This window comes from Flavobacterium weaverense, from assembly GCF_003688495.1.
In the GTDB taxonomy this organism is placed as follows: domain Bacteria; phylum Bacteroidota; class Bacteroidia; order Flavobacteriales; family Flavobacteriaceae; genus Flavobacterium; species Flavobacterium weaverense.
The window spans coordinates 444,926-469,740 of sequence record NZ_REFH01000010.1; the positions used below are offsets into that span (position 1 = coordinate 444,926).

29 protein-coding genes, 3 tRNA genes and 1 riboswitch are annotated in these 24,815 nt (G+C 32.3%); of the genes, 11 read left to right on the forward strand and 21 right to left on the reverse strand.

Annotated features, from left to right (window positions below; translation table 11 throughout):
- Positions 1–27: 27 nt before the first annotated feature.
- Genes BC961_RS11780 through BC961_RS11810 form a run of 7 tightly spaced genes read right to left on the reverse strand, consistent with a single transcriptional unit; the run spans position 28 to position 5,953 of the window.
- Positions 28–711 (reverse strand): SDR family NAD(P)-dependent oxidoreductase, encoded by a 684-nt coding sequence (locus BC961_RS11780; protein WP_121926044.1) that lies wholly within the window; start codon positions 709–711, stop codon positions 28–30.
- Between the two features lie 46 nt (positions 712–757).
- Positions 758–1,042 carry a TIGR03643 family protein gene (locus BC961_RS11785; RefSeq protein ID WP_121926045.1) on the reverse strand — a complete coding sequence of 95 codons (285 nt, stop codon included), beginning with the start codon at positions 1,040–1,042 and terminating at the stop codon, positions 758–760.
- Between the two features lie 39 nt (positions 1,043–1,081).
- Positions 1,082–2,566 carry a cryptochrome/deoxyribodipyrimidine photo-lyase family protein gene (locus BC961_RS11790; RefSeq protein ID WP_121926046.1) on the reverse strand — a complete coding sequence of 495 codons (1,485 nt, stop codon included), beginning with the start codon at positions 2,564–2,566 and terminating at the stop codon, positions 1,082–1,084.
- 6 nt (positions 2,567–2,572) lie between these two features.
- A complete protein-coding gene (locus tag BC961_RS11795; RefSeq protein WP_121926047.1) occupies positions 2,573–3,877 on the reverse strand; it encodes a DASH family cryptochrome in 1,305 nt (434 codons plus the stop codon).
- Positions 3,853–3,987 (reverse strand): DUF2256 domain-containing protein, encoded by a 135-nt coding sequence (locus tag BC961_RS11800; protein WP_121926048.1) that lies wholly within the window; start codon positions 3,985–3,987, stop codon positions 3,853–3,855. Before BC961_RS11800 ends, BC961_RS11795 begins: the two co-directional genes overlap by 25 nt.
- A complete protein-coding gene (locus BC961_RS11805) occupies positions 3,987–5,294 on the reverse strand; it encodes an ABC1 kinase family protein (RefSeq protein ID WP_121926049.1) in 1,308 nt (435 codons plus the stop codon). The genes BC961_RS11800 and BC961_RS11805 overlap by 1 nt, the downstream gene beginning before the upstream one ends.
- A complete protein-coding gene (locus BC961_RS11810) occupies positions 5,294–5,953 on the reverse strand; it encodes a TetR family transcriptional regulator C-terminal domain-containing protein (RefSeq protein WP_121926050.1) in 660 nt (219 codons plus the stop codon). Before BC961_RS11810 ends, BC961_RS11805 begins: the two co-directional genes overlap by 1 nt.
- Positions 5,954–6,070: 117 nt before the next feature.
- Between BC961_RS11810 and BC961_RS11815 the strand changes: the two genes are divergently transcribed.
- Entirely contained in the window at positions 6,071–6,985 is a 915-nt protein-coding gene (locus BC961_RS11815; protein ID WP_121926051.1) for a TIGR01777 family oxidoreductase, read from the forward strand.
- 2 nt (positions 6,986–6,987) lie between these two features.
- Here BC961_RS11815 and BC961_RS14850 read toward each other — a convergent pair whose 3' ends face one another.
- From BC961_RS14850 to rmuC, 5 genes are all read right to left on the reverse strand, one after another.
- Positions 6,988–7,239, reverse strand: a complete 252-nt coding sequence (locus BC961_RS14850) for a YceI family protein (protein ID WP_317126973.1) — start codon at positions 7,237–7,239, stop codon at positions 6,988–6,990.
- 3 nt (positions 7,240–7,242) lie between these two features.
- Positions 7,243–7,527, reverse strand: a complete 285-nt coding sequence (locus BC961_RS14855) for a hypothetical protein (protein ID WP_245980919.1) — start codon at positions 7,525–7,527, stop codon at positions 7,243–7,245.
- Positions 7,528–7,687: 160 nt separating this feature from the next.
- Positions 7,688–8,236 carry an acyl-CoA thioesterase gene (locus tag BC961_RS11825; RefSeq protein ID WP_121926052.1) on the reverse strand — a complete coding sequence of 183 codons (549 nt, stop codon included), beginning with the start codon at positions 8,234–8,236 and terminating at the stop codon, positions 7,688–7,690.
- A complete protein-coding gene (locus BC961_RS11830; protein WP_121926053.1) occupies positions 8,237–8,602 on the reverse strand; it encodes a 6-phosphogluconate dehydrogenase in 366 nt (121 codons plus the stop codon). It lies immediately after the preceding gene.
- Between the two features lie 6 nt (positions 8,603–8,608).
- Positions 8,609–9,979 (reverse strand): DNA recombination protein RmuC, encoded by a 1,371-nt coding sequence (rmuC, locus tag BC961_RS11835; RefSeq protein WP_121926054.1) that lies wholly within the window; start codon positions 9,977–9,979, stop codon positions 8,609–8,611.
- 214 nt (positions 9,980–10,193) lie between these two features.
- Between rmuC and BC961_RS11840 the strand changes: the two genes are divergently transcribed.
- The gene (locus BC961_RS11840) at positions 10,194–10,433 is read left to right on the forward strand and encodes a ribbon-helix-helix domain-containing protein (RefSeq protein ID WP_121926055.1); all 240 of its coding nucleotides are present in this window, start codon (positions 10,194–10,196) and stop codon (positions 10,431–10,433) included.
- A complete protein-coding gene (locus BC961_RS11845; RefSeq protein WP_121926056.1) occupies positions 10,426–10,701 on the forward strand; it encodes a type II toxin-antitoxin system RelE/ParE family toxin in 276 nt (91 codons plus the stop codon). Before BC961_RS11840 ends, BC961_RS11845 begins: the two co-directional genes overlap by 8 nt.
- Before the next feature lie 230 nt (positions 10,702–10,931).
- Here BC961_RS11845 and BC961_RS11850 read toward each other — a convergent pair whose 3' ends face one another.
- Positions 10,932–11,306, reverse strand: a complete 375-nt coding sequence (locus BC961_RS11850; protein ID WP_121926057.1) for a hypothetical protein — start codon at positions 11,304–11,306, stop codon at positions 10,932–10,934.
- A gap of 172 nt (positions 11,307–11,478) precedes the next feature.
- Here BC961_RS11850 and BC961_RS11855 point away from each other — a divergent pair, with 172 nt between their 5' ends.
- Together BC961_RS11855 and BC961_RS11860 are read left to right on the forward strand one after the other, a co-directional pair.
- Positions 11,479–12,045 carry a pseudouridine synthase gene (locus BC961_RS11855; RefSeq protein WP_121926058.1) on the forward strand — a complete coding sequence of 189 codons (567 nt, stop codon included), beginning with the start codon at positions 11,479–11,481 and terminating at the stop codon, positions 12,043–12,045.
- A gap of 80 nt (positions 12,046–12,125) precedes the next feature.
- On the forward strand, positions 12,126–12,581 hold the full coding sequence (locus BC961_RS11860) for a tRNA (cytidine(34)-2'-O)-methyltransferase (RefSeq protein WP_121926059.1): 456 nt from the start codon (positions 12,126–12,128) through the stop codon (positions 12,579–12,581).
- A gap of 1 nt (position 12,582) precedes the next feature.
- Here BC961_RS11860 and BC961_RS11865 read toward each other — a convergent pair whose 3' ends face one another.
- The 3 genes from BC961_RS11865 to BC961_RS11875 are packed head-to-tail and all read right to left on the reverse strand — an operon-like array spanning position 12,583 to position 15,534.
- Positions 12,583–13,365 (reverse strand): ABC transporter ATP-binding protein, encoded by a 783-nt coding sequence (locus BC961_RS11865; protein WP_121926060.1) that lies wholly within the window; start codon positions 13,363–13,365, stop codon positions 12,583–12,585.
- On the reverse strand, positions 13,365–14,396 hold the full coding sequence (locus BC961_RS11870; protein WP_121926061.1) for an iron ABC transporter permease: 1,032 nt from the start codon (positions 14,394–14,396) through the stop codon (positions 13,365–13,367). The genes BC961_RS11865 and BC961_RS11870 overlap by 1 nt, the downstream gene beginning before the upstream one ends.
- Before the next feature lies 1 nt (position 14,397).
- Positions 14,398–15,534, reverse strand: coding sequence for an ABC transporter substrate-binding protein (locus BC961_RS11875; RefSeq protein WP_121926062.1), 1,137 nt, complete (start codon positions 15,532–15,534; stop codon positions 14,398–14,400).
- A 319-nt stretch (positions 15,535–15,853) separates the two neighbouring features.
- Positions 15,854–16,052: riboswitch (cobalamin riboswitch) on the forward strand.
- A gap of 30 nt (positions 16,053–16,082) precedes the next feature.
- Here BC961_RS11875 and BC961_RS11880 point away from each other — a divergent pair.
- Positions 16,083–17,918, forward strand: coding sequence for a TonB-dependent receptor plug domain-containing protein (locus tag BC961_RS11880; RefSeq protein ID WP_121926063.1), 1,836 nt, complete (start codon positions 16,083–16,085; stop codon positions 17,916–17,918).
- A gap of 3 nt (positions 17,919–17,921) precedes the next feature.
- On the forward strand, positions 17,922–18,950 hold the full coding sequence (locus tag BC961_RS11885) for a YncE family protein (RefSeq protein WP_121926064.1): 1,029 nt from the start codon (positions 17,922–17,924) through the stop codon (positions 18,948–18,950).
- A 170-nt stretch (positions 18,951–19,120) separates the two neighbouring features.
- On the opposite strand, the gene BC961_RS11890 is transcribed toward BC961_RS11885, so the two are convergent.
- A complete protein-coding gene (locus BC961_RS11890) occupies positions 19,121–20,572 on the reverse strand; it encodes a S41 family peptidase (protein WP_121926139.1) in 1,452 nt (483 codons plus the stop codon).
- 123 nt (positions 20,573–20,695) lie between these two features.
- On the opposite strand from BC961_RS11890, the gene BC961_RS11895 reads away from it, so the two are divergent.
- From BC961_RS11895 to BC961_RS11910, 4 genes are all read left to right on the forward strand, one after another.
- Complete coding sequence (locus tag BC961_RS11895; protein ID WP_121926065.1) at positions 20,696–21,205, forward strand: RNA polymerase sigma factor; 510 nt, start codon at positions 20,696–20,698, stop codon at positions 21,203–21,205.
- Positions 21,192–21,689 (forward strand): hypothetical protein, encoded by a 498-nt coding sequence (locus BC961_RS11900; RefSeq protein WP_121926066.1) that lies wholly within the window; start codon positions 21,192–21,194, stop codon positions 21,687–21,689. Before BC961_RS11895 ends, BC961_RS11900 begins: the two co-directional genes overlap by 14 nt.
- A gap of 180 nt (positions 21,690–21,869) precedes the next feature.
- Positions 21,870–22,364, forward strand: a complete 495-nt coding sequence (locus BC961_RS11905; RefSeq protein ID WP_245980926.1) for a DUF4252 domain-containing protein — start codon at positions 21,870–21,872, stop codon at positions 22,362–22,364.
- A gap of 4 nt (positions 22,365–22,368) precedes the next feature.
- Complete coding sequence (locus BC961_RS11910) at positions 22,369–22,902, forward strand: DUF4252 domain-containing protein (RefSeq protein ID WP_121926068.1); 534 nt, start codon at positions 22,369–22,371, stop codon at positions 22,900–22,902.
- Positions 22,903–23,035: 133 nt separating this feature from the next.
- Here BC961_RS11910 and BC961_RS11915 read toward each other — a convergent pair whose 3' ends face one another.
- From BC961_RS11915 to BC961_RS11930, 4 genes are all read right to left on the reverse strand, one after another.
- Positions 23,036–23,542, reverse strand: a complete 507-nt coding sequence (locus tag BC961_RS11915) for a tetratricopeptide repeat protein (protein ID WP_121926069.1) — start codon at positions 23,540–23,542, stop codon at positions 23,036–23,038.
- 961 nt (positions 23,543–24,503) lie between these two features.
- A tRNA-Leu gene (locus tag BC961_RS11920) sits at positions 24,504–24,586 on the reverse strand.
- A 41-nt stretch (positions 24,587–24,627) separates the two neighbouring features.
- Positions 24,628–24,700 (reverse strand) — tRNA-Lys (locus BC961_RS11925).
- A gap of 39 nt (positions 24,701–24,739) precedes the next feature.
- A tRNA-Lys gene (locus tag BC961_RS11930) sits at positions 24,740–24,812 on the reverse strand.
- Positions 24,813–24,815: the final 3 nt, after the last annotated feature.

Consider the following 24,815-nt stretch of genomic DNA (forward strand, 5'->3'; position numbering starts at 1 on the left):
GTTATATATTTTACTATTGGGGTTTTATTAGATTTTGAATGTTACGATTCCGTAGTCCATTTCAAAAATTTGTCCTGAAATAGATTTCGCATTTTCAGATATTAAGAAGTTAGCCATACTTGCTACTTCTTCTGGTTTTAAGTATCCTTTCATTGGATGACGTTCTACCATATTTTCTTTCATTCGATCATTCCTTAAAATTCCAGCAGCAAGTGTGGTTTCTGTAATCGTAGGAGCAATCGCATTGATACGAACAACTGAAGCTAACTCAGCACCTAGTGATTTTACTAAACCTTCAATTCCTGCTTTTGCAGTAGCGATACTAGCATGATAGGGCATTCCTAATTTTACCGCAACTGTACTAAATAAAACTATTGATGGATCAGTTCCTTTTTTTAGTGTTGGTAAATACTTTTGGATTGCTTTTACTGCACCAATAACGTTTATTTCAAAGTCAGTTCTGAAATCTTCAATACTTAAACTTCCTATTGGTTTTAAGTTGATAGAACCTGGACAGTAGATTAAGGTATCAATGCTTTCAATTTCCGGCAGTGCATCTTGCAATACATCTAATGAAAAGTGCTTTAAATTAGCATGTTCAATTTCAGGAGCATTGCGGCTAATGTTGTAGACTGCGTTCGTTTCTAATTGTTGTAACAAAATCGCATTACCAATTCCTTTGCTACCACCTATGATTACAATGTTTTTCATATTTTATACCAATCAGTTATTATTCTTATTTTACTTTTAGCGAAGGTTAACGCTTTGAAATTTTATTATTATTAATTTGCCTCTGCATACTACATTTAAAGCGACCTTCTCGAAAATCCCTTAATTTTTCATGCTTTGTTTTTCGGCCTTGAACTCTTTCGCGCCACATTCTAAAACTAGAGGCTTTCATTTCAGTTCGCATCAAGTCGATTACTTCTTGCTCTTTTAAGCCAAACTGCATTAAAATTGCGTCAAAAGTGGTTCGGTCTTCCCAAGCCATTTCTATAATTCGATCTTTGTCAATATCGTTTAGTTCTTTTTTTGTCGTCACGATTTTAAGTTTTATGATTTGTTGTACTTCTATTTTTTACTATTCGCTGTCGCCAATGTCAGACATAGTATGTAATTTTAATATTCGCAGACTTTCCTCTTTTACCATTGGATTTTTCTTCATTTTCCACAAAAAGTCACTTGCAAATTTTCTCGTCCGTTCCATATTTACAATAGGTTTTGGATAATTCACTCCTAATTCGAAATCATTAAACTTTTGATCTAAATAGGTCATTTTGTAAGGTTCATGTACAAATGCTCTAGGTAAATTGTCTAATTCTGGAACCCATTTTTTTATAAATTCTCCGTCTGGATCGTGATCGTAACTATTTTTTATTGGATTATAAATACGTAACATATTGATTCCAGTTTCGCCAGCTTGCATTTGTAATTGCGGAAAGTGAATGCCAGGTTCAAAATCTAAAAACATTTGCGATAGGTGAGATGTAGCATCTTGCCACGGTTGCCACAAGTTATGAGTAAAAAAAGAAACTAGCATAGCTCTCATTCTAAAATTCAGGTAGCCGGTTTCATTTAAACAACGCATACATGCATCAATTAAGGGAAATCCTGTTTGGCCTGTTTTCCATGCTTCTATGTAATTTTCATTTTGTTTCTTCTTAAGAGAATGAAAACCTTTATTAACACTTTCGAATTCCATGATTTCTTCCATTTCAAATTTCTGAATGAAATGTGCTTGCCACGTCAATCGAGATACAAAAGAGTCAATTTGCTTTTTATCAGAACACGTAAGTCGGAATGTCGCTGCCTTTTGTAAAACTTGTCTCGAAGATAAATTTCCCCAAGCAATGTAAGGCGATAATCTGCTGCAGCTTTTTCTAGCAAGTAAAGGTTTTGAAATATTGTAGCTATAGCTGTGATACCGATCATCTAGAAAAGTCTGTAGATATTTCCCAGCCATGGTTGATCCTCCTTTTTGGAAAATAGCATCCGGAATGGTTTCTAAATTTTTCTTATCTAATACATTTTCAAGTTCTATAATTTCGCTATTTTTCAAGAAATCATTTGGGTTTGGATTAAAAACGAATAAAGGATCGTTCATATAATTCTCCCAATTAGTAACCCAATTTGATCTATTACTTAAACCTCTGAAAATTCCATTATTGATATTTTCTACCCAATTGATTTGGTTGTTTTTGCAAAATCTTTTAAAACTTTTGTCCCTTTCGTAGGTAATTTTTAAACCGGTTTCTTGATGAGAAAATACTGTATCAATTTTATAAGTTTCCTCAATAATATTCAACGCCTGAATTACTTCAGATGAAACGGCTAAAACATGTGTGTTAAGCGGTTGCAATTGAGTATTAATATCTATAATCGATTGCTTAATAAAATTCCAATGTCTCGCACTATAATGCGAATCATGCTCTAATGATTTTTCGAAAACATAAAGCAATAAAGTTGGAATACCTGTTTTTGACGCATTAAAAATCGCCTCGTTGTCTTGCAAACGAAGGTCTCTTTTAAACCAAACTACATTGATAATTTTTTTATTTGTGCTCATGTGTTTCTAAAATAATTGTTGTTGCAACCATAACTTCTGAAATTTTGATTCTCCATCATATCGTTCCGCTTGCAATGGAATATTGAACTTTCGATCTCTTGGATCATTGCCCACACCAGATACATACATCCAATTGCCATAATTACTGTGGACATCATAATCTATTAACGTTGACTCAAAGTAAGCAGCTCCAATACGCCAATCTAAAAGTAAATTTTTAGCAAAGTAAGACGCTACATTTTGTCTTCCACGATTGCTCATCCATCCTGTCTGCTTTAATTCTATCATGTTAGCATTTACAAAAGGCTCAGCTGTTGTTCCATTTATCCAAGCGTTAATTGCCGATGGATTTGTTTTCCAATCGTAGTTTTTATCTAAAATGCCTCCGATTTTAAAAATCGATTTGCCATTTTTAAGAGAAACGTATTTGAAATAATCTCTCCAAATTAATTCGAAAATTAACCAATAAGTCGAATCGTTTTTGCCTATTTCTCGTTCGTATTTTAATATTTCCCAATAAATAGTTTTAGCTGAAATACTTCCATTAGCTAACCAAGGAGAAAATTTTGAACTAAAATCTTTACCTATTAAACCATTGCGCGTTAATTTATAAACACCAAGTTTTTTAGTTTCCCAAAAATAGTGTTGAATTCTTTCTAACGCCTGATTTTCGCCACCATGATACGGAAAAGCAGTTCGAGAATCTGTAGCAAAATCACTAAAACCTAATGCCTCCAATGAAGGGATCTCAGTTTCATTTGTTATCAGATTCTCTTCTGCCACTCTATTTACTACAAACTCAGCCCTAACCTTTGTATATTTTTCGCACTTTGTTCTAAATTGTGTAAACACATTTGGAATAAAATTCAATTCAAATGGAACATCGACTGGATGAAATAAAAACTGATTGTAAGTCGATTTAAATTCAATCTCGCTAGAAACTTTAGATTTTACATTTTTTAAAACTTCCATTTCTTCAGTTGTCCATTCTTCCTGAAGATATATTGAAGTAATTTCGTGTGATGCTGTAATCTCAGCAATGCGGTCTTCTGGTTTTTGATTGTAAACCAAAAGAGAAATATTCAGTTTTTGTAAATTCTCCTTAAGTTCCGTAATTGTTTCAATTAAAAACTTAGCTCTGAATTTTTCAGTATTTTTAAATCCGAAAGTTGTCACTTCATAATGTCTGGGATCAAAACAATATACTGCAATAACAGAATCGTTTTCAGCAATTGCATTAGACAATGATTCATTATCATTTACTCTTAAATCGTTTCTAAACCAAACTAACCCTTTTTGTTTCTTTTGCATTTTTCACTACAATATTTGACTTCTTCCCAAACTTTCTCCCATTTCTTCCGCCATGTAAAAGGTCGGTTGCAAACCAAACACATTTTAGTAGGCAGATTTTCCTTTTTCACTATTTATACTTTTCGAATTCGTTCACTGTTATTTTAGCTTTCAAATCAAACATTAAGTTATACAAGCCAAAAAACGTTCTATTCATGTATATGAAGTGTTTCGAACCTCTGTTTCCATTCATTTTTTTCAAATTCGTGTCCTTAGAAAAGCGTTCGCCTAATTGAGCGATACTTTCAAAAAACGTTTCGTCAGAGAAATCAAAAGTTTTATCTTGGAATGGTTTAGTAAATAGAGAAAGCAAATCGTGAAACATTTCAGTGAAATAGGCTATTTCCTCTTTCGAATCATCCGTGCGTAAAATTTCTAATTCAAATAATTTTGCATTAAAGATTTCAGCATTATTAATTACGTTTTTATCTATTAATTCAAAGTAAGGAATATAGAAGTCGGTTGGAATTTTTTTCATGCAACCAAAATCCAGTGCAACTAATTCATTTTTATCGTTTACTAAAAAGTTTCCAGGATGCGGATCAGCATGTACTTTTTTCAAAATATGAATTTGGTACATATAAAAATCCCATAGCGCTTGACCAACTTTATCAGCTACCGCTTGATCTGTGTTTTTCTTAGTGAACTCAGATAAGTGAATTCCTGTCATCCAATCCATTGTGATGATTTTTTCAGAAGAATATTTAGCATAATATTCTGGAAAAACTAAATTTTCAATCTTTTTACAAGCTTCGACAACTTCTTGACTTTGTTCTAGTTCCAATAAATAATTAGTTTCCTCAATTAATTTATCTTCTACTTCTTTAAAGTACTTATCAGAATCTTTTCCTTGTAAGTTGAACATTCTAATAGCTATTGGTTTAACCATTGCTAAATCAGATGAGATACTATTTGCCACGCCTGGATATTGAATTTTGACCGCTAATTTTTTTCCATCTTTCATAGCAACATGGACTTGACCAATGCTTGCTGCATTTACTGAAGTTGCATTGAATTCATCAAATATCTCATAAGGTGTTTTACCAAAGTTGTTTTTGAAAGTCTTCAACACTAAAGGTGCAGATAATGGTGGAACTGAAAATTGAGAAAGTGAAAACTTCTCTACATACGCTTGCGGTAAGAAACTTTTGTCCATACTCAACATTTGCGCAACTTTCAATGCACTTCCCTTTAGGCTTTTCAAACCATCGTAAATATCCTCAGCATTATCTTCGTTGAGTTTATCCCGTGTCAAATCTGAATTGACCATTTTCTCACCGTAATATTTCAAATAATTTACTCCTACTTTTGCACCAGTTTGCACTAGTTTTGTAGCTCTTTCAATTTTTGAAGTTGGTATGTAGTCTATCGTTTTCATTATTTGTTGTATATTTTTTCTTTGAAAATAAATTTTCCAAAGTCGATTAAGCTGTCTATTGGAGCAATGTTCATTAATTCGAAAGTCGCTTTTACTGATTTTTCAATGTAGATGTCTGTTTTTTCAAAAGCAGGTGATGAATCTTCCATCCAGAACTTTAATGTCAATAGCAGTTGAATCCATGAAGTTTCTTGAAATGCTTTCTCTTGAAAATTTTGAAGTTTCTCTTGTTGTGTTCTAAAATCATCTGAAATAATTTCAGTCAAATAATTTTTAAAGCTGTTTCTAAGACCAGATAATTGCATTAATTTTTTCAACTGATTACTCTGCTCTTTTAAAACTAACATCACATAACTTCTGTTTGCCGTTAGGATTTCAAAGAATGTAAAGTAAAAACTTAGCATCTTGCTTCTCATGTCATAAGTTTCATAATCTGCATTTTTAGCAAGAAGTTCTGTAGTCTTTTCGACAAACATTTTGAAAATTTCCTTCTCAATACTTTCTAATGTTCCAAAAAAAGCATAAAATTCAGTTTCAGTAAAATCATTCATTTTCGTGAAATGATAAACAGATTTTGGTTTTTCACTATGCTCCAATACATAATCCATGTACATTGAAACGATTTTGTCTTTTGTTATTGCTGTTTTTTTAGTAGCCATTTTGTGTGTATTTCAAATTAGAGTATAAAGATAATAAATGTTTAACGATATTTTAATAAAGTTAAACAAAATTTAATATAATTTTATAGTATTAAAAATGAGTAGCTTTACGGTATTATGAAAAAGAACGTTTTAATTAGTGGTGGTTCAGGATTTATAGGTAGACATTTGACTGATTTATTGATTAGCAAAGGCTACACAGTTTCAATTCTAAGCAGGTCGGAAAAACAGAATAAAAAAGATATTTTCTATTATAAATGGGACGTCGCGGCTCAGTTTATAGAAGAGGATGCAGTCTTGAAAGCAGATTATATTATTCATCTTGCAGGAGAGAATATCGCTGAGAAGCGTTGGACTGCAAAAAGGAAAGCGGCTATTATTGATAGTAGGGAGAAATCAACGCAACTCCTATATATGGTACTTAAAAAACATTACAAGAAATTGGATGCTTTTATTTCTGCGTCAGCTGTTGGTTACTATGGCGCTGTTAATGGAGAAGAGATTTGTAAAGAAAGTGATGCTCCAGCAAATGACTTCTTGGGTTACGCCTGTCAGAAGTGGGAAGACTCCATTGATTTCATTGAGAATTTAAACATTCGCACGGTAAAAATAAGAACAGGCTTAGTAATGGGTAGAAACGACGGATTCTTGAAGCAATTGATTCCACTATTTAAATATAGATTAGGTTCGGCTTTAGGTTCTGGAAAACAGTATATGCCGTGGATTCATATAGATGATTTATGTGGCATGTATTACCAAGCTATAATTAAGGAAGATATGGCCGGACCATATAATGCTGCTGTATGTGATAATACAAACAATAGTGTTTTTTCTAAAACTTTGGCTCGTGTTTTTGGTTATTCAATATGGTTGCCGAACGTTCCTGAATTTGTATTAAAAATGGCTTTAGGGGAAATGTCAAAAATTGTTTTAACTGGAAGAAGAGTTTCATCTGAAAAGATTGAAGAAACTGGTTTTAATTTTAAATACAAACAATTAGAAGAAGCGCTTAAAGATTGTGTAAAGGATTAGATTTATTTAAGTAAACAGATAATTTGTGTATTTACATTTTTAGAAATTTTGCTTCGAACTAATAAAGGTATTTCAATTTTGAAATCATCCGTATTTAAAGGGAACTCTGACGTAAATTCGATACCTTTTTCGACTTTTCTTAAAGTTCCTTTAACAGACATTTTTTTAGAACGACCATGTAGTGTCATTTTACCATTAATTTGATAAGAGTTTGGTTGAGAAGTAATAGTAGCTAAATTAAATTTTTCGATTATTCCTTAAAATATAGCTTTAGCGTAACGATCACTTTCCATGTAGTTGCTGTTGAAGTGCTGCTCCATTAAGCTTCTTTCAAATTTAAAATCCTTAACCGTAACCCAACAAGTAAACTCGCCCGTTTTTGTAATTAGTACACACCTCGCTTTGTTATTTGTAGCTTTCACTTCTTCGAATAAAGGAATGGATGCTTCAAAATTTACGATGCCATTATTGGACATCATTTTTTCTTGAGCATGTAATGTAAATGAAAGTAATGTTAAAAGTAAAAAAGTAATTTTTTTCATATTAGTCTATGAGTTAATTACTTAAAGTTACAAAAAATAATCCGTATTCAAAACGAAAAGAAAGGCCGCTGCTAGCGCTGAATGTATAAAGATTGTTGTCCTATTATATAAGGTAGAATAGATCGTTGTTATGGGAATGAGCTGAAGTTATTAATGAAACTTATTTTAGCTCTAATTTGATGTTATAATTCTTCAGACTTTCGATCGACTCCTCAGAGCTGTAATCAAATTCCTCTTCGTGAATATTTTGCTCTTTTTTTAATGCAATTTGCTTGATACAATTTATAAAGCGTCTCACATCTTTCTTTTGAGATAAAATTAGTCCTGGAACAGGAATATTTACTCCATCTTTATCTTTCGCAACCATTGTAAAGTAAGAGGAATTGCAATGTTTTATTTGGCCGGTCTGAATGTTTTCAGCTTCTACTCGAATACCAATAATCATGGAGCTTTTACCAACATAGTTAACACTTGCTTTCATAGTAACCAATTCACCGACCTCAATAGGATTCAGGAAATTTACTGTATCTACGGAAGCGGTAACACAATAATTACCTGAAAATTTTGAAGCACAAGCAAAGGCGATCTGATCTAATAAGGATAAGATATAGCCTCCGTGAATTTTACCACTAAAATTGGAATGGCTAGGAAGCATTAATTGTGAAATACTGATATCAGACGAAGAAACAGTTTTAAAAATTGGATTCATTTATTTTATTTTAAATGGAGAATTGACTTTTTTAACAGACGTAATAAAGTAGCGCGTGTCGCCCCACCAAGGAAAAGTTTTATACCGTTCCTTATAACTTACTTGGACATATTGGCCCTCCATATTTTTTAAATCTGTAATTACGTTTTTCTCACTATCTAAAACTGAAAAAGAAAATATTTGAGCTCCTGAAATTCCCTGACTTATTTCGCCTTCCCACGTTTTAAACAGAATTCCTTTATGACTCACTTTTATAAGTTCGCCTGAACGAACGCCTTCGCTATACGATGCATTGTGCAAAAAGCCAAAATAGACTCCGACTACCACTGCACTTATAGCAACTATTATTAATAGAAATTTTTTCATGGATAATTAATTTAATAGATGATTTTCGTCTTTTTCTGCTCGATTTATAATATTTTCAGGAAGTGCTTTTTTAGCTTTAGCACCCATTTTTTTTAATTTTTCAACGCTAGTTATTAAGTTACCTTTTCCATCGACTAATTTATTCATTGCGCCCGTATACTCCGTTTTTGTTTCGTCAATCTTTTTTCCTATCCGAATTAAATCACTCACAAAACCCTCAAATTTATCATATAATGCTCCCGCTTGTCGCGCAATTTCTAATGCATTTTCTTGCTGTTTTTGATTCGTCCACATGCTATCTATAGTTCTCAAAGTGGCTAATAAAGTTGCGGGAGTCACAATTACAATATTTTTTTCGAATGCTTTATTGTATAAACTAGTATCTTCATTCAGCGCCATCGCAAATGCAGGCTCAATGGGAATAAATAAAAGTACAAAATCTTGGCTCTCGATTTGGTATAATTCGTGGTAGTTTTTATTTCCTAATTGCTCGACGTGTCTTTTAATAGATAATACATGTTCTTTCAAATAACCATTCTTTACGATATCATCTTCTTCGTTGATGAATTTTTCATAAGCTGTCAATGAAACTTTCGAATCTACAATCATTTTTTTACCATCTGGTAAATTAATGACTACGTCAGGAAACACGCGATTTCCTTCTGCAGTTGTAAAAGCTTGCTGCACTTCATATTCGCGTCCTTTCTCTAATCCTGATTTTTCAAGCACACGTTCGAGAACTAATTCACCCCAATTACCTTGCATTTTGCTATCGCCTTTCAATGCTTTAGTCAAGTTTATGGTTTCCTTGCTCATTTGAATATTCATTTCGCGTAAACCCAAAATTTGTTGGCGCAATGCAGCATGATAATCAATACTTTCTTTATGTGTGTCTTCTACTTTTTTCTCGAATAACTGAATTTTATCTTGCAGTGGAGTCAAGATATTTTTCATATTCTCTTTGTTTTGCTCTGTAAATTTATTCGATTTTTCTTCCAGAATTTTATTGGCTAAATTTTCGAATTCCTTTGTGAATTTCTCTTGCAGCTTTTCGACTTCTTCTTTTTGTTCTTTGTTGCGTTCCCACAGATTTTCAAAATCAACTTCTTTCTTAGAAAGCTGAATAGCTAGACTGTCTTTCTCCGTTCGGATCGATTCTTTTTCAGAATTGCTGTTTTGTAACTGCTTGTCGAAATTGGCTTTTTCAGCATCAATTTGTTCTTTTAATTGATTGATCTGCGCATTAGCAGCAATCATTTTTTCTTCCAAACTAATTTTTTCCGAAAGGAATCGAGATGAGAATATTAGTTTGCCAAGAAAAATGCCTAGGAGTAGCGCAATGATAAAAACGACTAAAAACGGTAGTATAGTAGACATGAAAAATAGGTTTTGAAAAGTAAAAGTAAGGAATAATATGAATTGTAAGATTTAAAAGGCGTTTAGTGCCGGTGATTGATTTAATAGTTTTTTTTTGGAGCTGATTTCTTCAGCATAAAAGACTCTAATTAGGAAATATTCTGCTTAGGTTTATAATAAATTTTTTAATATTGAATTTATATTGGTGTATATTTACACCACTAATATTTTAATTATGTCAAGACAAAGTATCACATTAGCAGAGAAAAATGATGAATGGTTAAAAAATCAAGTTGCTGAACAAGAGTTTTCGAGTAAAAGTGAAGCTGTGAATTTTTTAATTAAGCAAGCGCGTGAGCGTGAAGAGTATCATGAATACGTTCAAATGAAAATTGATAGAGGTTTAAAAAGCGGATTTAGTACTAAAACTAAAGAAGAGCTTTTAGAACAAATTAGAAGTCGCTTGAATGTATAAGTTTACCCTTTCGTTTGAGGCAGAGGAGGATATTACCAGGATTTTTGAATTTGGTTTGGGAAGATTTGGTTTACTTCAGGCAAATAAGTATTACAGTATGTTATTTGAATGTTTTAACAAAATTGCTTTAAATCCCTTTTTATTTCCAGCAGTATTAAGATATAAAGATGTCGAGCGCTATTGCGTTTGCGGCGTCGACACAATCTATTATAATATTAACGGTGACGAAATTGAAATTGTAACGATAATTGGAAGGCAAGATTATTAAGTAAAATTTATATTAATTAACCTGTCTACAATCAACCGTAGTTGAGTTGAGTTTTCTATTAAAATGGGCTGATTCTAAATTTGCTTGACCTTACTCCAAATATGCTTTAATCCCCTAATTTTAATTCCGTTTCTCCTTTTATTTTAAAATTTTAATATTAAATGTTCCACAAAAAAAAAGCCAATAAGGATTTTCATCTCTATTGGCTTTTTTTGAAAAAAATATAAAAACTATTCGTCTAATTTGATATTGCCTCGATCTTCGTGATTGTCTGGATGAGATGCAGGATAACGATGAGCGGTAATGTCTGAATTTAAATCTTTATTTTCGACAGTTCGCATTTCTTCTTTTTCAGAAGATACAGCCCGACTTAAACTTTCGTTTTCGTTCCAATTTCTCTCTTCGTCAGGAATTGATGCAACACTTCCATCCACATTACGCGCTCTTTGCACAATTTTTTTATTGCCATTAGCGTCAATTTCTACTTCTTCTGTAATATTAGATGTAGCAGAATTGTAATCTTCAGGAATGTTCTCGCCACTAAATCCCTCATTTGTATTCTGCTTATTATTTGTCTTTTTTGAACCTAAATCGTTGCTTTCCATAATGATTAATTTTAATGAATATCATTTTACTTAGGTATAATATTACGAATATTAAGCGGTGAATTTGAATTATTTAACATGTTTTTATGTAGAATGATCTAAATGCAGCTACTTACCATTTCACATTTAGTGAAAACAAAACTATCTTTGCATTTACTAATCGTATCGCTTCATGTCGCATTGTCATTTCATTATTCATAAGCCTTACGGCTATTTAAGTCAGTTTATTTACGAATTAAAAAGGAAAAAGAAACTGCTAGGCGAATTGTATGATTTTCCGAAAGGAACCATGGCTATAGGGCGTCTAGACGAGGACTCCGAGGGATTACTTTTACTTACTACAGATGGAATGATGAGTGAAACGATCAGGAGTAAAAAAGTAGATAAAGAGTATTACGTTCAAGTCGACGGAATCATTACTCAAGCCGCAATAGAACAATTGCAAAAAGGAGTTGAAATTGGATTTAACGGAACTAAGTACATTACGAAGCCTTGTCACGCTAAATTAATTACAGAAATTCCTGCTTTTGGAGCGAGAGGTAAAAAGATACGGGATGAACGACACGGACCAACATCTTGGGCTTCAATTACTGTAAATGAAGGGAAATTTCGTCAAGTTCGCAAAATGACTGCTGCTGTTGGATTTCCTACTTTGCGCTTAGTACGCGTTCGAATAGGAAATGTGCATCTTAATGACTTACAAGCTGGAGAAGTTGTTGTAGTTGACAGTTTTCAATAGCAATAGTAATTTCAGATGAAATAAAAAATCTTCAATCAATCAAGCAACCTCAGAACTTTAATAAAAAATCAAAAATCTAAATGTTAAATATTGTTTTAATAGAACCAGAAATACCTAACAATACTGGAAATATCGGTCGTTTGTGCGTTGGTACTGAAAGTCGGTTGCATCTAGTTCATCCTTTTGGTTTTGTGATTAATGATAAAAACTTGAAGCGTTCCGGACTCGATTATTGGGTGCATCTTGATGTAACTGAATATGAAAATGTAGCGGAATGGAAAGCGCAAATTTCTGATTTATCACGCGTTTTTCTAATGAGTTCGCATGCCGAAAAATCCTATTTAGAAACAGAATTTCAAGATGGTGATTGGTTGGTTTTTGGAAAAGAAAGCAAAGGATTGAGTGCTGAGGTTTTGGAGCAATTTGAGAATCATCTTACGATTCCTATGTCAAATTTAATACGAAGTTTTAATATTGCAAATTCCGTAGCTTTCGTTATTGGTGAAGCCAAAAGGCAAATTATGTTAGATAAGTAGTTTAAACAATTATAAACTTTCCTTTTTCTGGGTCAAAAACAATATGTTCGTCATTAAATAATCTACTAAAACTGCCTTTTGCAATAAAATTACAAGGTTCGTCTTGAATTACAGTTTTTGGTGTCATAATGATCATCTCGTCACTCAATTGTATTGCCATATCGATATCATGTGTCGAAAAAAGAATACATTTATCTGTTTCCTTTGTTAACTTTTTAAGCAATTTAAATAGCGAAACTTTATGTAACAAATCAAGATGCGTCGTTGGTTCGTCCAAAATTATTAAAGGTGTATCTTGAGCTAGCGCTCTTGCAATCAAAACCTTTTGTAATTGACCATCACTTATTTCGAAATGCTTTTTATCAGCTAAATGAGTAATTTGAGTTAACTCCATTGCCTCATTTACCTTAGTAATGTCTTCTGCGGTTAATTTTCCAATCCAGTTCGTGTACGGTTGTCGCCCTAACGCGATCAATTCGAAAACAGTTAAATTGCTAGGTGGTAATTTTTCAGTCAGCACTACACTTAAATTTTTGGCTAATGTTAGAGCATCTAGTTCGTGAATATTAACTTGGTTTAGTAGTACGGTTCCTGATATTGTCTTTTGAATTCCCGTAATCGTTCGTAATAGGGTAGATTTCCCAATTCCGTTGGCGCCTATTAAAGAGATCAACTTTCCTTTTTTCAGAGATAAATCAATATCAGATGCGATTACAGTATTGTGTTTTTTGGAAGTGTAACCAATGGATATTTTGGAAGCTTGTAAAATGATTTCGTTTTTCATTAATTGATCATTTTTTGTTTTCTAATCAAGAGCCAAATTACGATTGGTGCGCCAAAAATACTTGTAACAGCGTTTATTGGCAAGGTAATGTCACTTCCCGGAAGTTGGGAAATACTATCACAAATAAGCATAATTAATGCACCAAATAGGATCGTACTCCAAAATAATATTGTGTGGTTACTCGTTTGGAAAACTAGTTTTGCAATGTGAGGAACTGCTAATCCTACAAATGCAATAGGACCTGCAAAAGCGGTGATGCTTCCAGCCAAAATACTAGTTGCAAATATGATTATCATTCGTGATTTTTTATAGTTCAATCCTAAACTTTTTGCGTAGTTTTCGCCAAGAAGTAAAGCGTTCAAAGGTTTTATGCTTAAAATACTTAATAGTAAACCGCTCACAACGCAACAAGTTAAAATCACAATTGCAGTCCACGATAAATTTCCTAAATTTCCTAATGACCAAAAAGTGAATTTTTGTAATTGTTCTGCAGTGCTGAAATAAGTTAGTGTTCCTACAATTGCACTGGTTAAACTCCCAAACATAAGCCCGACAATTAATATCGCCATAGTATCGCGCAAACGATGTGAAACCGTTAAAACTGCCAGTAAAACTGCAAAACTTCCTAGACTAGATGCCAAAACAATTCCATAAGAAGACAATAAAAATGTCGCTAAAAATGAAGGCATCAGTGCAGCGCCTAAAATAACTATTGCTACTCCTAAACTAGCGCCAGAACTCAGTCCTAAAACGTACGGTCCAGCGAGAGGATTTCTAAATAAAGTTTGCATTAATAAACCACTTATAGATAAGCCCATTCCCACAAGAATAGCTGCTAAAGCTTTAGGCAAGCGATAATTAACAATGATATAATGCCAAGTTTCTTTAGTGGGAGTTCCTCCAATAAGACTATTAAAAACTTCCTTTAAAGGAATGGACACTGATCCTAAACTAATGTTTATTAAGAACAACAAGATAACTCCAAAGGTTAGGAGTACAAAAAGTAAGGAGTTTCGGTTTGAGTTGTTCAATTTATTCTAATTTCTGAAAGAAAAAAAGTTCGTGCTTCGGTAGTAATTCAGGATGAAATATTTTAATTAGATCTTTTAGCACCCAATCTGGGCGTGTTGGCGACCATTCAAAATACACAATTCCTCCTTTTAAACCTTTCTTTACGCTATACGAATATACTTTTTTATTCTTAAAAGAATCAAATTCCTTATAATGTGGATTACTATCCTCCATCTGTTTTAAAGAGGAAAAATCTCCAGGGCTAACCCAGAATTCGGCACTTTTAGCTTGATCTAATACGGTTTCAAATGGCAAAGTTAAACTTCCAGTTCCTTTAGTATTTGACCATAAATAGTTTGATTGTGCGTCTTTCATAAATAGTGCTGCCCAACTTTCGCCTTGTGGAACGTACCATTGCTCTTGATACATCGCTCCGCTTAAAACAGTAGGTTTTGAAAGCGCTTTTTTGGCTAAAGCCAAAGTGCTATTGTATTCTTTTTCGATTTCAGTGAAGATTTCATTTGCTTTATTGTCCAATCCGTATAACGCACCGAAAAACTTGATCCATTCTGCTTTTCCAAGTGGTGATTGCTCGGTCCAGTCGCCATTAAAAATTACTTTTAAACCACTTTTTTGTAAATTGTCAACGGTGGGATTACTATTGCTCAAACCAAAACTAACTATTAAATCCGGTGCCATATCGATAAGCACTTCGGTATTAAGTGATTCATTTTTTCCAACTTCTCTAACTTTCCCAGAATCAATTAATTTTCTTGTTAGTGCAGATGAAATATAATCTGTGTTTGGAAATCCAACTAATGTTTTTTCGACACCTAACATTTCTAAGGCTGGAATGTGAGTAGTTGAGGTTACTACGATCGATTTTAAGGGGATTGGTATGACAGGAAATTGCTTCAAACTATCTGGAATAATTCCGTCTTTTTCTTGTAAAATATAATTGAAATTTTCTTTGGCTCCAGGCCAAGGCTTTGTTATTTTAAGTATCGAAAAACCTTTGTATTTGTAAATTTCAAGTCCTTTAGCGTATAAGATTTCGTTTTTTACTGCAACTGTGTTTTCAGCACTAGTTTCTTTTTTACATTGGACGAATAGCAAAAAGATAAGAAAAAAGTAAATTGTATTTTTAACGAATTTCATAAAGCAATTTTTTTTTACAAAAGTATAGTTTTGTTTCAATAAAAAAACTGCTGTGTGATATTAGGCACTTATTTTCTACTATCGATAGCGTAACTTTGACAAAAAATAAATCATGAGAGACAATTCAAATACCTTCATATATATCGTTGCCGGTGTTATCATATTGCACTTTATAGTTGGTTTCGCTTATTTAGTTTATAAATTAACTAAGAAGGAAGATAAGAGTAAATAAATAGTTTAAATAACTGTTTACTAGAATTTTAAGTGAGTTTAAATTTATAATCCTTGTTCTTTAACCTTACATTGTTTTATTTTTCTACCTTTGCACCCGAATTAAGGTTGTATTTTGTTTTATGCAAAACACATTAAAAGGGAATTAGGTTTAAAACCTAAGCTGTTCCCGCAACTGTACGCTATTAAGCTTGTTGTTATCTACAAAACCACTGTCACGCCTTGCGCGATGGGAAGGTAAACAACAAGACGCAAGCCAGGAGACCTGCCTTATTTCTTAACTAATATCGAACTTTCGGGAAAAAGGTTCAGAAATTATGGCAACTAAAAAATTTCTTCTTTCTTGCATTTTGTTATTTGGTCAACTTATTGTTGCTCAAAATAGTACAGCAGTACCTTTAAATGAAGTTATAGTATCTGATAACCAACTCAAGAATTTTACTGACTCACAATCTGTTCTTAAACTGAACGATTCGATCATTAGTAAAAATCAATCTTCTCTGACTTCACTTTTAAACTACAATTCGGTAATTTATTTTAAAGAAAATGGTTTGGGAATGGTTTCTTCACCGTCTTTCAGAGGAACCACAGCACAGCAAACTGCCGTAATATGGAACGGCATTAATATCAATTCGCAATTATTAGGGCAAACCGACTTCAATACGATTTCGACGAGAGGCTACAATTCAATAGATATTAAAGCGGGTGGAGGAAGTGTAATTTACGGAAGTGGCGCAATAGGAGGGACGATCCATTTGAATAATGACTTGAAATTTAAAAACACTTTCAAAAATAATCTAGAAGTATACTACGGCGACTTTAATACGCTGAGCGCAGTTTACGGAATTACAGCTGCAACAAACAAATGGAGCGTAAATGCAAGTTTAACTAGAAACAGTTCCGATAATGATTTTAAATTTGTTGGTCAAGAGGATAGAAATGTCAATGGACAGTATTACAATAATAATTTAAGTACAGCAATAGGGTACAAGATTAACGCTAAAAATAGTATTAAGTTTTACAGTGAACTTTATGATGGCGAACGACATTTTTCATTAACGTCACCATACGCAGTCAAAACAAAGTATCAGGACTTCAATACCAGAAATTTAGTGACATGGACGAGCATTGTAGGGAATTCTACTTCCAATTTGAAAGTAGCTTATATCACTGAACATTACAACTACTTTGAGGATATCGATACTAAAGAATATGAGTCGGGTGGAGTAAATAGTTTTATTGCAAAATATGACTTTCTCTATGCTTTTACTCCAAAAATGATTCTCAACACAATTGTAGATTACAATAAAAGTAAAGGTATTGGATCTGGCATCGGGACGGAAAGCAGAGAAATAGGAGGCGTAAGTGTTTTATTAAAACATAGCCTTACCGAAAGATGGAATTACGAACTCAGTTTTCGAAAAGAAATCTCCGACGTTTATAAGAGTCCAATTCTTTTTTCAGCGGGATCAAAGTTTGATTTTTCGAAATTATATCAGTTGAAACTTAACGTATCACGCAATTACAGAACGCCCACATTTAACGATTTATATTGGTTAGGAAGCGGTAACCTTGATTTGAAACCAGAAAACTCGTATCAGGTAGAAGTGAGTAATGATTTCCAATACAAAGATTTTACTTTATCCGCTAATGCTTACTCTTCTAAAATCGATAATATGATTCGCTGGTTACCTAATAACAGTGGTAATTGGTCTCCTGTAAATACAGATAAGGTCTCTATTTATGGTGCAGAAGCGTTGTTAGGTTGGCAAAAACATTTTAATAAACATTCTGTAGGTTTTAATGGAACGTATTCATACACCGTTTCTACCGATGACAAAAATGATAAACAATTATTTTATGTTCCTTATCATAAAATGACAGCATCCTCCTCTTACGCATATAAAAACTTTGCGCTGTACTATCAATTTATGTTTATTGGCGAAGTTTTCACAACATCTGATAATGATCCTAATACTATTTTAACTGATTATAATGTTTCAAATATAGGAATGGATTATAATTTCAGTAAAAAAGATATATTTAAAATTGGCTTTAAAATAGCCAATGTCTGGAACGAAAAATATGAAAGCCTTCCTAGTCGTATGATGCCCGGAAGGAATTTAACTCTTTATTTAACCCTTAATTATTAAACAATGAAATTTAAAAATGTTTTTTTAGGAATTTTCGCAAGTGCTTTATTACTTGCTTCTTGTAGTAATGATGATGCCACTGATAATAATGTTCCTTTAGGAGCATATGATAATGGAGTTCTTGTTTTGAATGAAGGTAACTTTGGTACACCAAATGCTTCTGTTTCATATATTTCTAATGATTTTACAGTAGTAAATAATATTTTTGGCATAGAAAACAGCGATAAAAAATTAGGGGATGTAGCGCAATCACTAAGTTTTTCAGACGATAAAGCATTTATTGTACTAAACAATTCAAATGTGGTTGAAGTAGTAAATAGATATACTTTTAAAAGTATAGCAACTATTACAGATCAACTTAAAAACCCTCGTTACAGTGTTGTTTTAAACAATAAATTGTATGTGACCAATTCGAAAACTAAAGCAGTAACGGTTTATGATGCAAAAACGTACAGTTATTTAGAAACTATTGTGATTAATAAAACATCAGAGAAAATAATTACTGCTAATGGTAAATTATATGTTACTAATGGTGCTTTTGGAAGTGGAAGTAATGTCACGGTAATCAATCCATCAAGTAACAATGCTATGAGTACGATCATAGTTGAGAATGGAGTTAATTCAATTGAAGAGAAAAATGGATTTGTTTATGTTTTGTGTGGTAACAGCACGAAAAGTAAATTATTTAAAATTAATACAACCAATGACACTGCAACTTCTATAGAATCAACTACGTTTACGAAAGCGTTGAATATGGATATCGAAGGTGATAAAATATATTATACTAAAGGAACAGGAATTTATGCTATGTCATTAAATGCTACTACTTTCAATGAAACACCATTGTTTTCAGTTGTTGATAATAATTTTTCTACTTTGTATGGTTTTAGTGTAATAGGAAATAAAATTTATACAGCTGATGCTAATGGATTTACAGCTGCAGGTACTGCAAAAGTATTCTCTAATACTGGTACTGAGCTAAAATCGGTTACTGTAGGTTTAGGACCAAATAGTTTCTACGCTAATAATTAAAAAAAAATGATAAGGAGTCATTAATTCTTCAACCTTATTATTAATATTAAAAAAGCACCATTTTTCATTACGAAAAATGGTGCTTTTTTGGTTTTAATAGCATTTGTATTAAAGTAAAACGTAATACTAAATTAAAAATAGTAATACGATAACTATATAGGAGAGTTTATTTATTCTAAAGCTTTTAAAAGTCCTTCGGGAGCTTTATCAATATACATTTCGTTTTGGAATCGTGTCATCGATTTAGAGTCTTTAAAAAACTTAAAAGTTTCTGTCGAATTTTGTTTTAACATTCTTCCTGTTCCTGTAATTTTTCCAATTGCAACATTTAATAGAGGTTCTGAGCTTTCGCCAAGAGTTCCAAATGTGCTCAAAGTTTCTTTTATTGCAAAATCAGGTTTTAGACCTGTGAAATAATCACCAAAACCAACAGAGTTTACAATTTTTAAAACAATTGGTTGCATTGCGTATTTGTGTTTCGGATTTCTATTTTTATCAGTGAAATCAGGAGAGTCGTATAAGGTTACAGAACCTACGTTTTTACCAACGGTTAAATCACCAATTTGGATCACATTAATATGAGGCTCTAATCCGTTAATTACTAATTCACTTGCTGATGCAGTTCCGCTAGCAGTCAATATGTAAACTCTAGTTAAGTTTAAACTGTTAAGTGGTGTAGCTTCAATTGTATCAGTGAAATAATTAAATAATTGAGAAGGATCTTCTCTTTCAAAATAGGCGTTAATTTTTGAGTTCCATTGTTGCTTAGCAAAAACTTTACCTTTAAATTGACCTGTAATCATACTAGCTAATCGTGTAGCAGTTAAGACAGATCCTCCACCATTGTATCTTAAATCTAAAACTAAATCTGTTACTCCCTGCGATTTTAAACTTCCAAAAGCATCATTTAACTTGCTGTCAAAATCACCATAGAAACCATTGTACATCAAATAACCAATCTTATTTGCTCCAGATGTAATGACTTTATTAATTAAAATTGGATTTTCTGTTAATACTGTTTTTGTCAATGAAACTGATTTTCCATTGCTTACTACAGTCGTACCATTCAAATCTGCCATATTTAATGTGTAATTCTCATTAGGGCCAAAAAGTAAGGCTGAGTAGTTACTGGCTGTTAATTGCGTTCCATTGACTGCAGTAAAAATATCACCACGTTTTATATTCTTAGTTGACGCATCAGAATTTGCAATAATGTAACGAACGTAACCAAATATTTCAGTTTGACTTCCGTTTTTATAACTCAATCCAAATTCAACACCATTATTTTTAGTTGTACCTTGAAGTTGTCCTTCTAACTCTAAGTAATCATCTACAATCCAGCTAAATCTATCAATAGACTCATCTACTCTTAAAGCATCAAATAGTTCTTCGGGAACTGGATATTTATTTAAAAAAACGTTTAAAGCTTTTTGATTGGCAAAGCGATCATCACTTAAATTTGGCACATCTGCTTGCCATAAATAATATTGGTTTAAACCTTTCCAAATAAAATCTTGAACCTCTAAAGTTGCAGGAGGAGCAACATCATCATTATCTTGACAACTTTGAAAAGTAAAAAGAACTGAAAATAATAAAAACGAAAATAGGAGTGTTTTTTTCATGTTTGGGATATCGATATCAATTATAAACGTAAAAATACTAACTTTAGTTTTATTTCCTCTTCTTTGTAACAAAAAGAAATCTGAATCGTCTTAAAATTAGAATCACTTTAATAACTACTCTTTATGAACCAAAATGAGTTTATAAGTCTCGTATCGCCATTTAAAGAAAAAGTGTTTAGACTCGCTAAACGTCTATTGATAAGTAGAGAGGAAGCGGAGGATGCAACTCAGGAGATTTTGGTAAAATTATGGAATAAGAATAGTGACTTATCAACTTTTAAAAGTCTGGAAGCATTTGCTATGACAATTACAAAGAATTATTGTCTAGATCAGCTGAAGTCAAAAAGAGCAGGAAATATTACTTTAAATGATACTGATTTTAAAAATAATGATTCGGGATTGGAGAAAAAAGTAGAGGATTATGATAGTTTGTATTGGGTTGAGAGATGTATTAATAAATTACCAGTGCAACAGCGAATCATTATTCAGCTTCGGGATATAGAACAATATGAGTTTGAAGAAATGGCAAAAATATTAGACTTGAGTGAAAGTACAATTAGAGTTTCGCTTTCAAGAGCTAGAAAAGAAGTTAGAGGATTTATGATAAAAGCACACAATTATGGAATCAAATAGAGTCGAAGCGCTGCTGCAGAAATATTTTGATGGAGAAACCTCGATTGATGAAGAAATAGAGTTAAAGGAATATTTTTCTTCTAATCAAGTGGCCTCTCATCTAACGGAACATAAACCTTTATTTCAGCATTTAGCGAATGCAAAAAACCAACAGTCTACAAATACAGAATATGAATTTAAAATGAACAAAGATCAAAAGATTATTAAAAAGAGAAATTTTTATTGGCTTTCAATTGCCGCTTCTATGCTTATTTTGTTAGGAGTGGGATCCTACTTATTTTACGCATCGGATAACAGAATTGACAATGACGAACTAGGAACTTACGATGATCCTAAAGTTGCTTTTGAAGAAACACAGAAAGCGTTGTCGTTGCTATCTCTCAAAGTAAATGTTGGCATAGAAAGTGTACAGTATATCGAAGAATATCAAAACACAAAAAACAGGATATTTAGAAGTTCTAAAAATAATTCTCAAGGGCTGTAAAGCTTCTTGATAATCAAGGGCAATATTAATAGTTGCAGTAATTACTTTAAATAATACTAATAAATTTATAAAATGAAATCAATCAATCAAAATGCGAGCTTTTCTGGGAAAGCACAACAAAAAACACTAAACAGTAAATTCAGTTTTGGAAAGGCTTTTTTTCTAACACTATTATTTGCTATGGCTTCGACTGTAACTTTTGCGCAATCAGCTTTCGATAAATTCGACGGTCAAGATGATGTCACTTCAATTATTGTCAATAAAAAAATGTTTGATTTAATGAGTAAGGTTAAAGTAGATGCTTCTGATAAAGAGACACAACAATATCTTAGTCTGATTAAAAAATTAGATAATTTAAAAGTGTTTACCACAAAGAACGCAAAAGTTGAAGGTGAAATGCGACTAGTTGCTGATAAGTATATTAAAACAGCTGGTTTAGAAGAGTTGATGCGTGTAAATGAAAATGGAAGAAATGTCAAAATTTTAGTGAAGTCTGGAACAACTGATTCTCAAATCAGGGAATTATTAATGTTCATCGAAGGAGCTAAAAATACAGATAGCGTATTAATGTCATTAACTGGTAATTTTGACCTGAACGAAATTTCTATTCTTACGGATAAAATGAGAATTCCAGGCGGTGAAGACTTGAAGAAAGCGACAAAAGGTAAAAAATAATACTATGAAAGCACTAAACATAATCGTACTGTTTTTTAGTTTATTTTTAATTAGTTGTAATTCAGAGCCAAGTTTGCAAAAGTATTTTGTGGAAAATACTGAAAATAAAAACTTTATAGCGTTAGATGTATCTCCGGAGATATTAAACGTCGACAAGAATAAGTTATCAGTTGCTCAAACCGCTGCTTTGAAATCATTTGAGAAAATGAATGTTTTAGCTTTTAAACTTACGGACACAAATAAAGCAGAGTTTGAAGTAGAGCGTGCAAAGGTTGATTTAATTTTAAAAGATAAAAAATACCAGCAATTGATGAAATTTGGCTCTGGTAAAGAAGGTGGTTCTGTTAGTTTTGTTGGAACTGATGACCATATAAAAGAGTTTGTTTTCTATGCTAATAAAAAAGAAAATGGTTTTGCCGTAGTTCGAATTTTAGGAAAAGATATGAATCCAACAGACGTTATGACGATGTTAAGCGTTTTGCAACATTCAAATATTGATCTAGAGCAATTGAAACCATTGCAGCAGTTAATGAAATAATTTTATTAATAAGTATTTATCGATTAAAAATATATTATGACAAAAGCGTCTTGAAATTTACTCAAGACGCTTTTGTTTTTAATAGATTGCCGCAATTATTTTTAGATGATTGAACTTTAGAAGTTTTACAATATTATTTACAAAACATGTTTTTGTTTTTTATGGCACTCTGACTACCATATTGAATTGCTTTAGCAAAGTCAGCACACGCATTTTTCTTATTTTTGAGATGAAAATTAGAAAGACCTCTTAGATTATAAGCAATATAATCTTTGGCATTTAATTCTATCGATACTGTGCAGTCAGTAATAGTACTAGCATAATCTTTAGCCTTATAATTTAAATCAGCTCTTGTTGTGTAAGCATCTCCTTTAGATGGTTCTATTTTTATTGTTGTATTAACATCAGCTAAAGCGCCTTTGACATCTCCCAGCTTTTGTTTCAGAAGTGCTCTATTTAAATACGCTTCAGCAAACAAAGGATCGATGCGAATAGCTTTTGTGTAATCATCAATCGCTCCTTTAGTATTTCCAGTTTCTGATTTTTTTAAAGCTTTATCGAAAAGATCGTAGGCAGCTGGACTTTGGCTCCACGAAACGACGGAGCACAATAATAATGCGAGAACAAATTGTTTCTTCATAAAGGCAAAGTTTAAGTTGGCTTGTTTTTTATAAACAGTATTTCATTAATCAAATAAAGATTCATTTTTTGCTTTATAATTTAGTAAACGATTTAAAATCGAATTTATTTGATTGGGTTGTTAAGAATGCTTAAAATATTGATTGGTATTGTTTTAAGTATTTTAAATTATAAATTCAAATGCCGTAAATAAAATTATCGATCTGAAATTTTTTTAAATATCACTAATTCTGGGTATTGTGGAAGTACTTCTATAGCTCTATTTTTGTAGTAGAATACATAATTTGTATAAAATACTAATCTGCAGTTCTAAAATGATGAATCAATTACAGTATAAACAAAATAATAGATCGAACAGTTCAAAAACTACTTCAGTCTTTTTATATCTTGGTACTTTCTTCGTTGCCACTTTAACTATTTCTATTGCTGTATTAATAGTATTGATCGTTGCAAACCCTACTTATTTCTTTTAAAAAATTCTGCTTTCGTAAATTTATTGAAATTTTTTGCACTCAAATACGTTGAGCTGAAAATTTAAGATCGATAGATGATTTAAATTTTTCATGCAGTCAAATGACATTGCACATTTTTCATCAAGTTTTGAGCGAACTTTTACACCTTTTATATATTTTCTTAAATAAGTGTTTGAAGGACTTTGCTAGCGGTTAGATCGCACGTTTTGAGTTTCCACAACTTCCTTACGTCATTTCGATGAAAACGCTTTAAAGCGACTTTATTTTAAGTCGAGGTCGATAAAACTTTTAATAATCAAGCTTTGATTAAAGTATAGACTATTTATTTTTTGGTTAGAAAATAATTTACAAACTAAATTTTCATTTCTAATTTGGTAAAGACGCCATTAACTTCCACTTTACCAACAAAATTAAGCTTTAAAAATAAAATCCCGAAATTAAAAAGTCAAAGCAAGCTCTGTTTTTTAATTTCGGGATTTTGTTAATTCGTGACCACGGTGGGATTTGAACCCACACGCCCTTGCGAGCACCAGCCCCTCAAGCTGGCAAGTCTACCGTTTCTCCACGTGGCCTAAAAGTAAAAAAGGTCATTCGCATAGCGAACGACCTTTTGTGACCCGACTGGGGCTCGAACCCAGGACCCCATCATTAAAAGTGATGTGCTCTACCAACTGAGCTATCGAGTCAATGCTTTCAAGAAAATTATGTGTTGATCACTAAAATTGTGACCCGACTGGGGCTCGAACCCAGGACCCCATCATTAAAAGTGATGTGCTCTACCAACTGAGCTATCGAGTCATA

Excerpts from the sequence above, each read along its gene's own strand:
- BC961_RS11905 (WP_245980926.1), top strand. The coding sequence starts at position 21,870 with ATGGCTTCGACTGTAACTTTTGCGCAATCAGCTTTCGATAAATTCGAC.
- rmuC (WP_121926054.1), bottom strand. The coding sequence starts at position 9,979 with ATGTCTACTATACTACCGTTTTTAGTCGTTTTTATCATTGCGCTACTC.
- BC961_RS11890 (WP_121926139.1), bottom strand. The coding sequence starts at position 20,572 with ATGAAAAAAACACTCCTATTTTCGTTTTTATTATTTTCAGTTCTTTTT.
- BC961_RS11780 (WP_121926044.1), bottom strand. The coding sequence starts at position 711 with ATGAAAAACATTGTAATCATAGGTGGTAGCAAAGGAATTGGTAATGCG.
- BC961_RS11885 (WP_121926064.1), top strand. The coding sequence starts at position 17,922 with ATGAAATTTAAAAATGTTTTTTTAGGAATTTTCGCAAGTGCTTTATTA.
- BC961_RS11895 (WP_121926065.1), top strand. The coding sequence starts at position 20,696 with ATGAACCAAAATGAGTTTATAAGTCTCGTATCGCCATTTAAAGAAAAA.
- BC961_RS11830 (WP_121926053.1), bottom strand. The coding sequence starts at position 8,602 with ATGAAAAAATTTCTATTAATAATAGTTGCTATAAGTGCAGTGGTAGTC.
- BC961_RS11845 (WP_121926056.1), top strand. The coding sequence starts at position 10,426 with ATGTATAAGTTTACCCTTTCGTTTGAGGCAGAGGAGGATATTACCAGG.
- BC961_RS11825 (WP_121926052.1), bottom strand. The coding sequence starts at position 8,236 with ATGAATCCAATTTTTAAAACTGTTTCTTCGTCTGATATCAGTATTTCA.
- BC961_RS11915 (WP_121926069.1), bottom strand. The coding sequence starts at position 23,542 with ATGAAGAAACAATTTGTTCTCGCATTATTATTGTGCTCCGTCGTTTCG.
- BC961_RS11880 (WP_121926063.1), top strand. The coding sequence starts at position 16,083 with ATGGCAACTAAAAAATTTCTTCTTTCTTGCATTTTGTTATTTGGTCAA.
- BC961_RS14855 (WP_245980919.1), bottom strand. The coding sequence starts at position 7,527 with ATGAAAAAAATTACTTTTTTACTTTTAACATTACTTTCATTTACATTA.
- BC961_RS11900 (WP_121926066.1), top strand. The coding sequence starts at position 21,192 with ATGGAATCAAATAGAGTCGAAGCGCTGCTGCAGAAATATTTTGATGGA.
- BC961_RS11855 (WP_121926058.1), top strand. The coding sequence starts at position 11,479 with ATGTCGCATTGTCATTTCATTATTCATAAGCCTTACGGCTATTTAAGT.
- BC961_RS11795 (WP_121926047.1), bottom strand. The coding sequence starts at position 3,877 with ATGCAAAAGAAACAAAAAGGGTTAGTTTGGTTTAGAAACGATTTAAGA.
- BC961_RS11840 (WP_121926055.1), top strand. The coding sequence starts at position 10,194 with ATGTCAAGACAAAGTATCACATTAGCAGAGAAAAATGATGAATGGTTA.
- BC961_RS11805 (WP_121926049.1), bottom strand. The coding sequence starts at position 5,294 with ATGAAAACGATAGACTACATACCAACTTCAAAAATTGAAAGAGCTACA.
- BC961_RS11910 (WP_121926068.1), top strand. The coding sequence starts at position 22,369 with ATGAAAGCACTAAACATAATCGTACTGTTTTTTAGTTTATTTTTAATT.
- BC961_RS11810 (WP_121926050.1), bottom strand. The coding sequence starts at position 5,953 with ATGGCTACTAAAAAAACAGCAATAACAAAAGACAAAATCGTTTCAATG.
- BC961_RS11850 (WP_121926057.1), bottom strand. The coding sequence starts at position 11,306 with ATGGAAAGCAACGATTTAGGTTCAAAAAAGACAAATAATAAGCAGAAT.
- BC961_RS11860 (WP_121926059.1), top strand. The coding sequence starts at position 12,126 with ATGTTAAATATTGTTTTAATAGAACCAGAAATACCTAACAATACTGGA.
- BC961_RS11875 (WP_121926062.1), bottom strand. The coding sequence starts at position 15,534 with ATGAAATTCGTTAAAAATACAATTTACTTTTTTCTTATCTTTTTGCTA.
- BC961_RS11815 (WP_121926051.1), top strand. The coding sequence starts at position 6,071 with ATGAAAAAGAACGTTTTAATTAGTGGTGGTTCAGGATTTATAGGTAGA.
- BC961_RS11865 (WP_121926060.1), bottom strand. The coding sequence starts at position 13,365 with ATGAAAAACGAAATCATTTTACAAGCTTCCAAAATATCCATTGGTTAC.
- BC961_RS11790 (WP_121926046.1), bottom strand. The coding sequence starts at position 2,566 with ATGAGCACAAATAAAAAAATTATCAATGTAGTTTGGTTTAAAAGAGAC.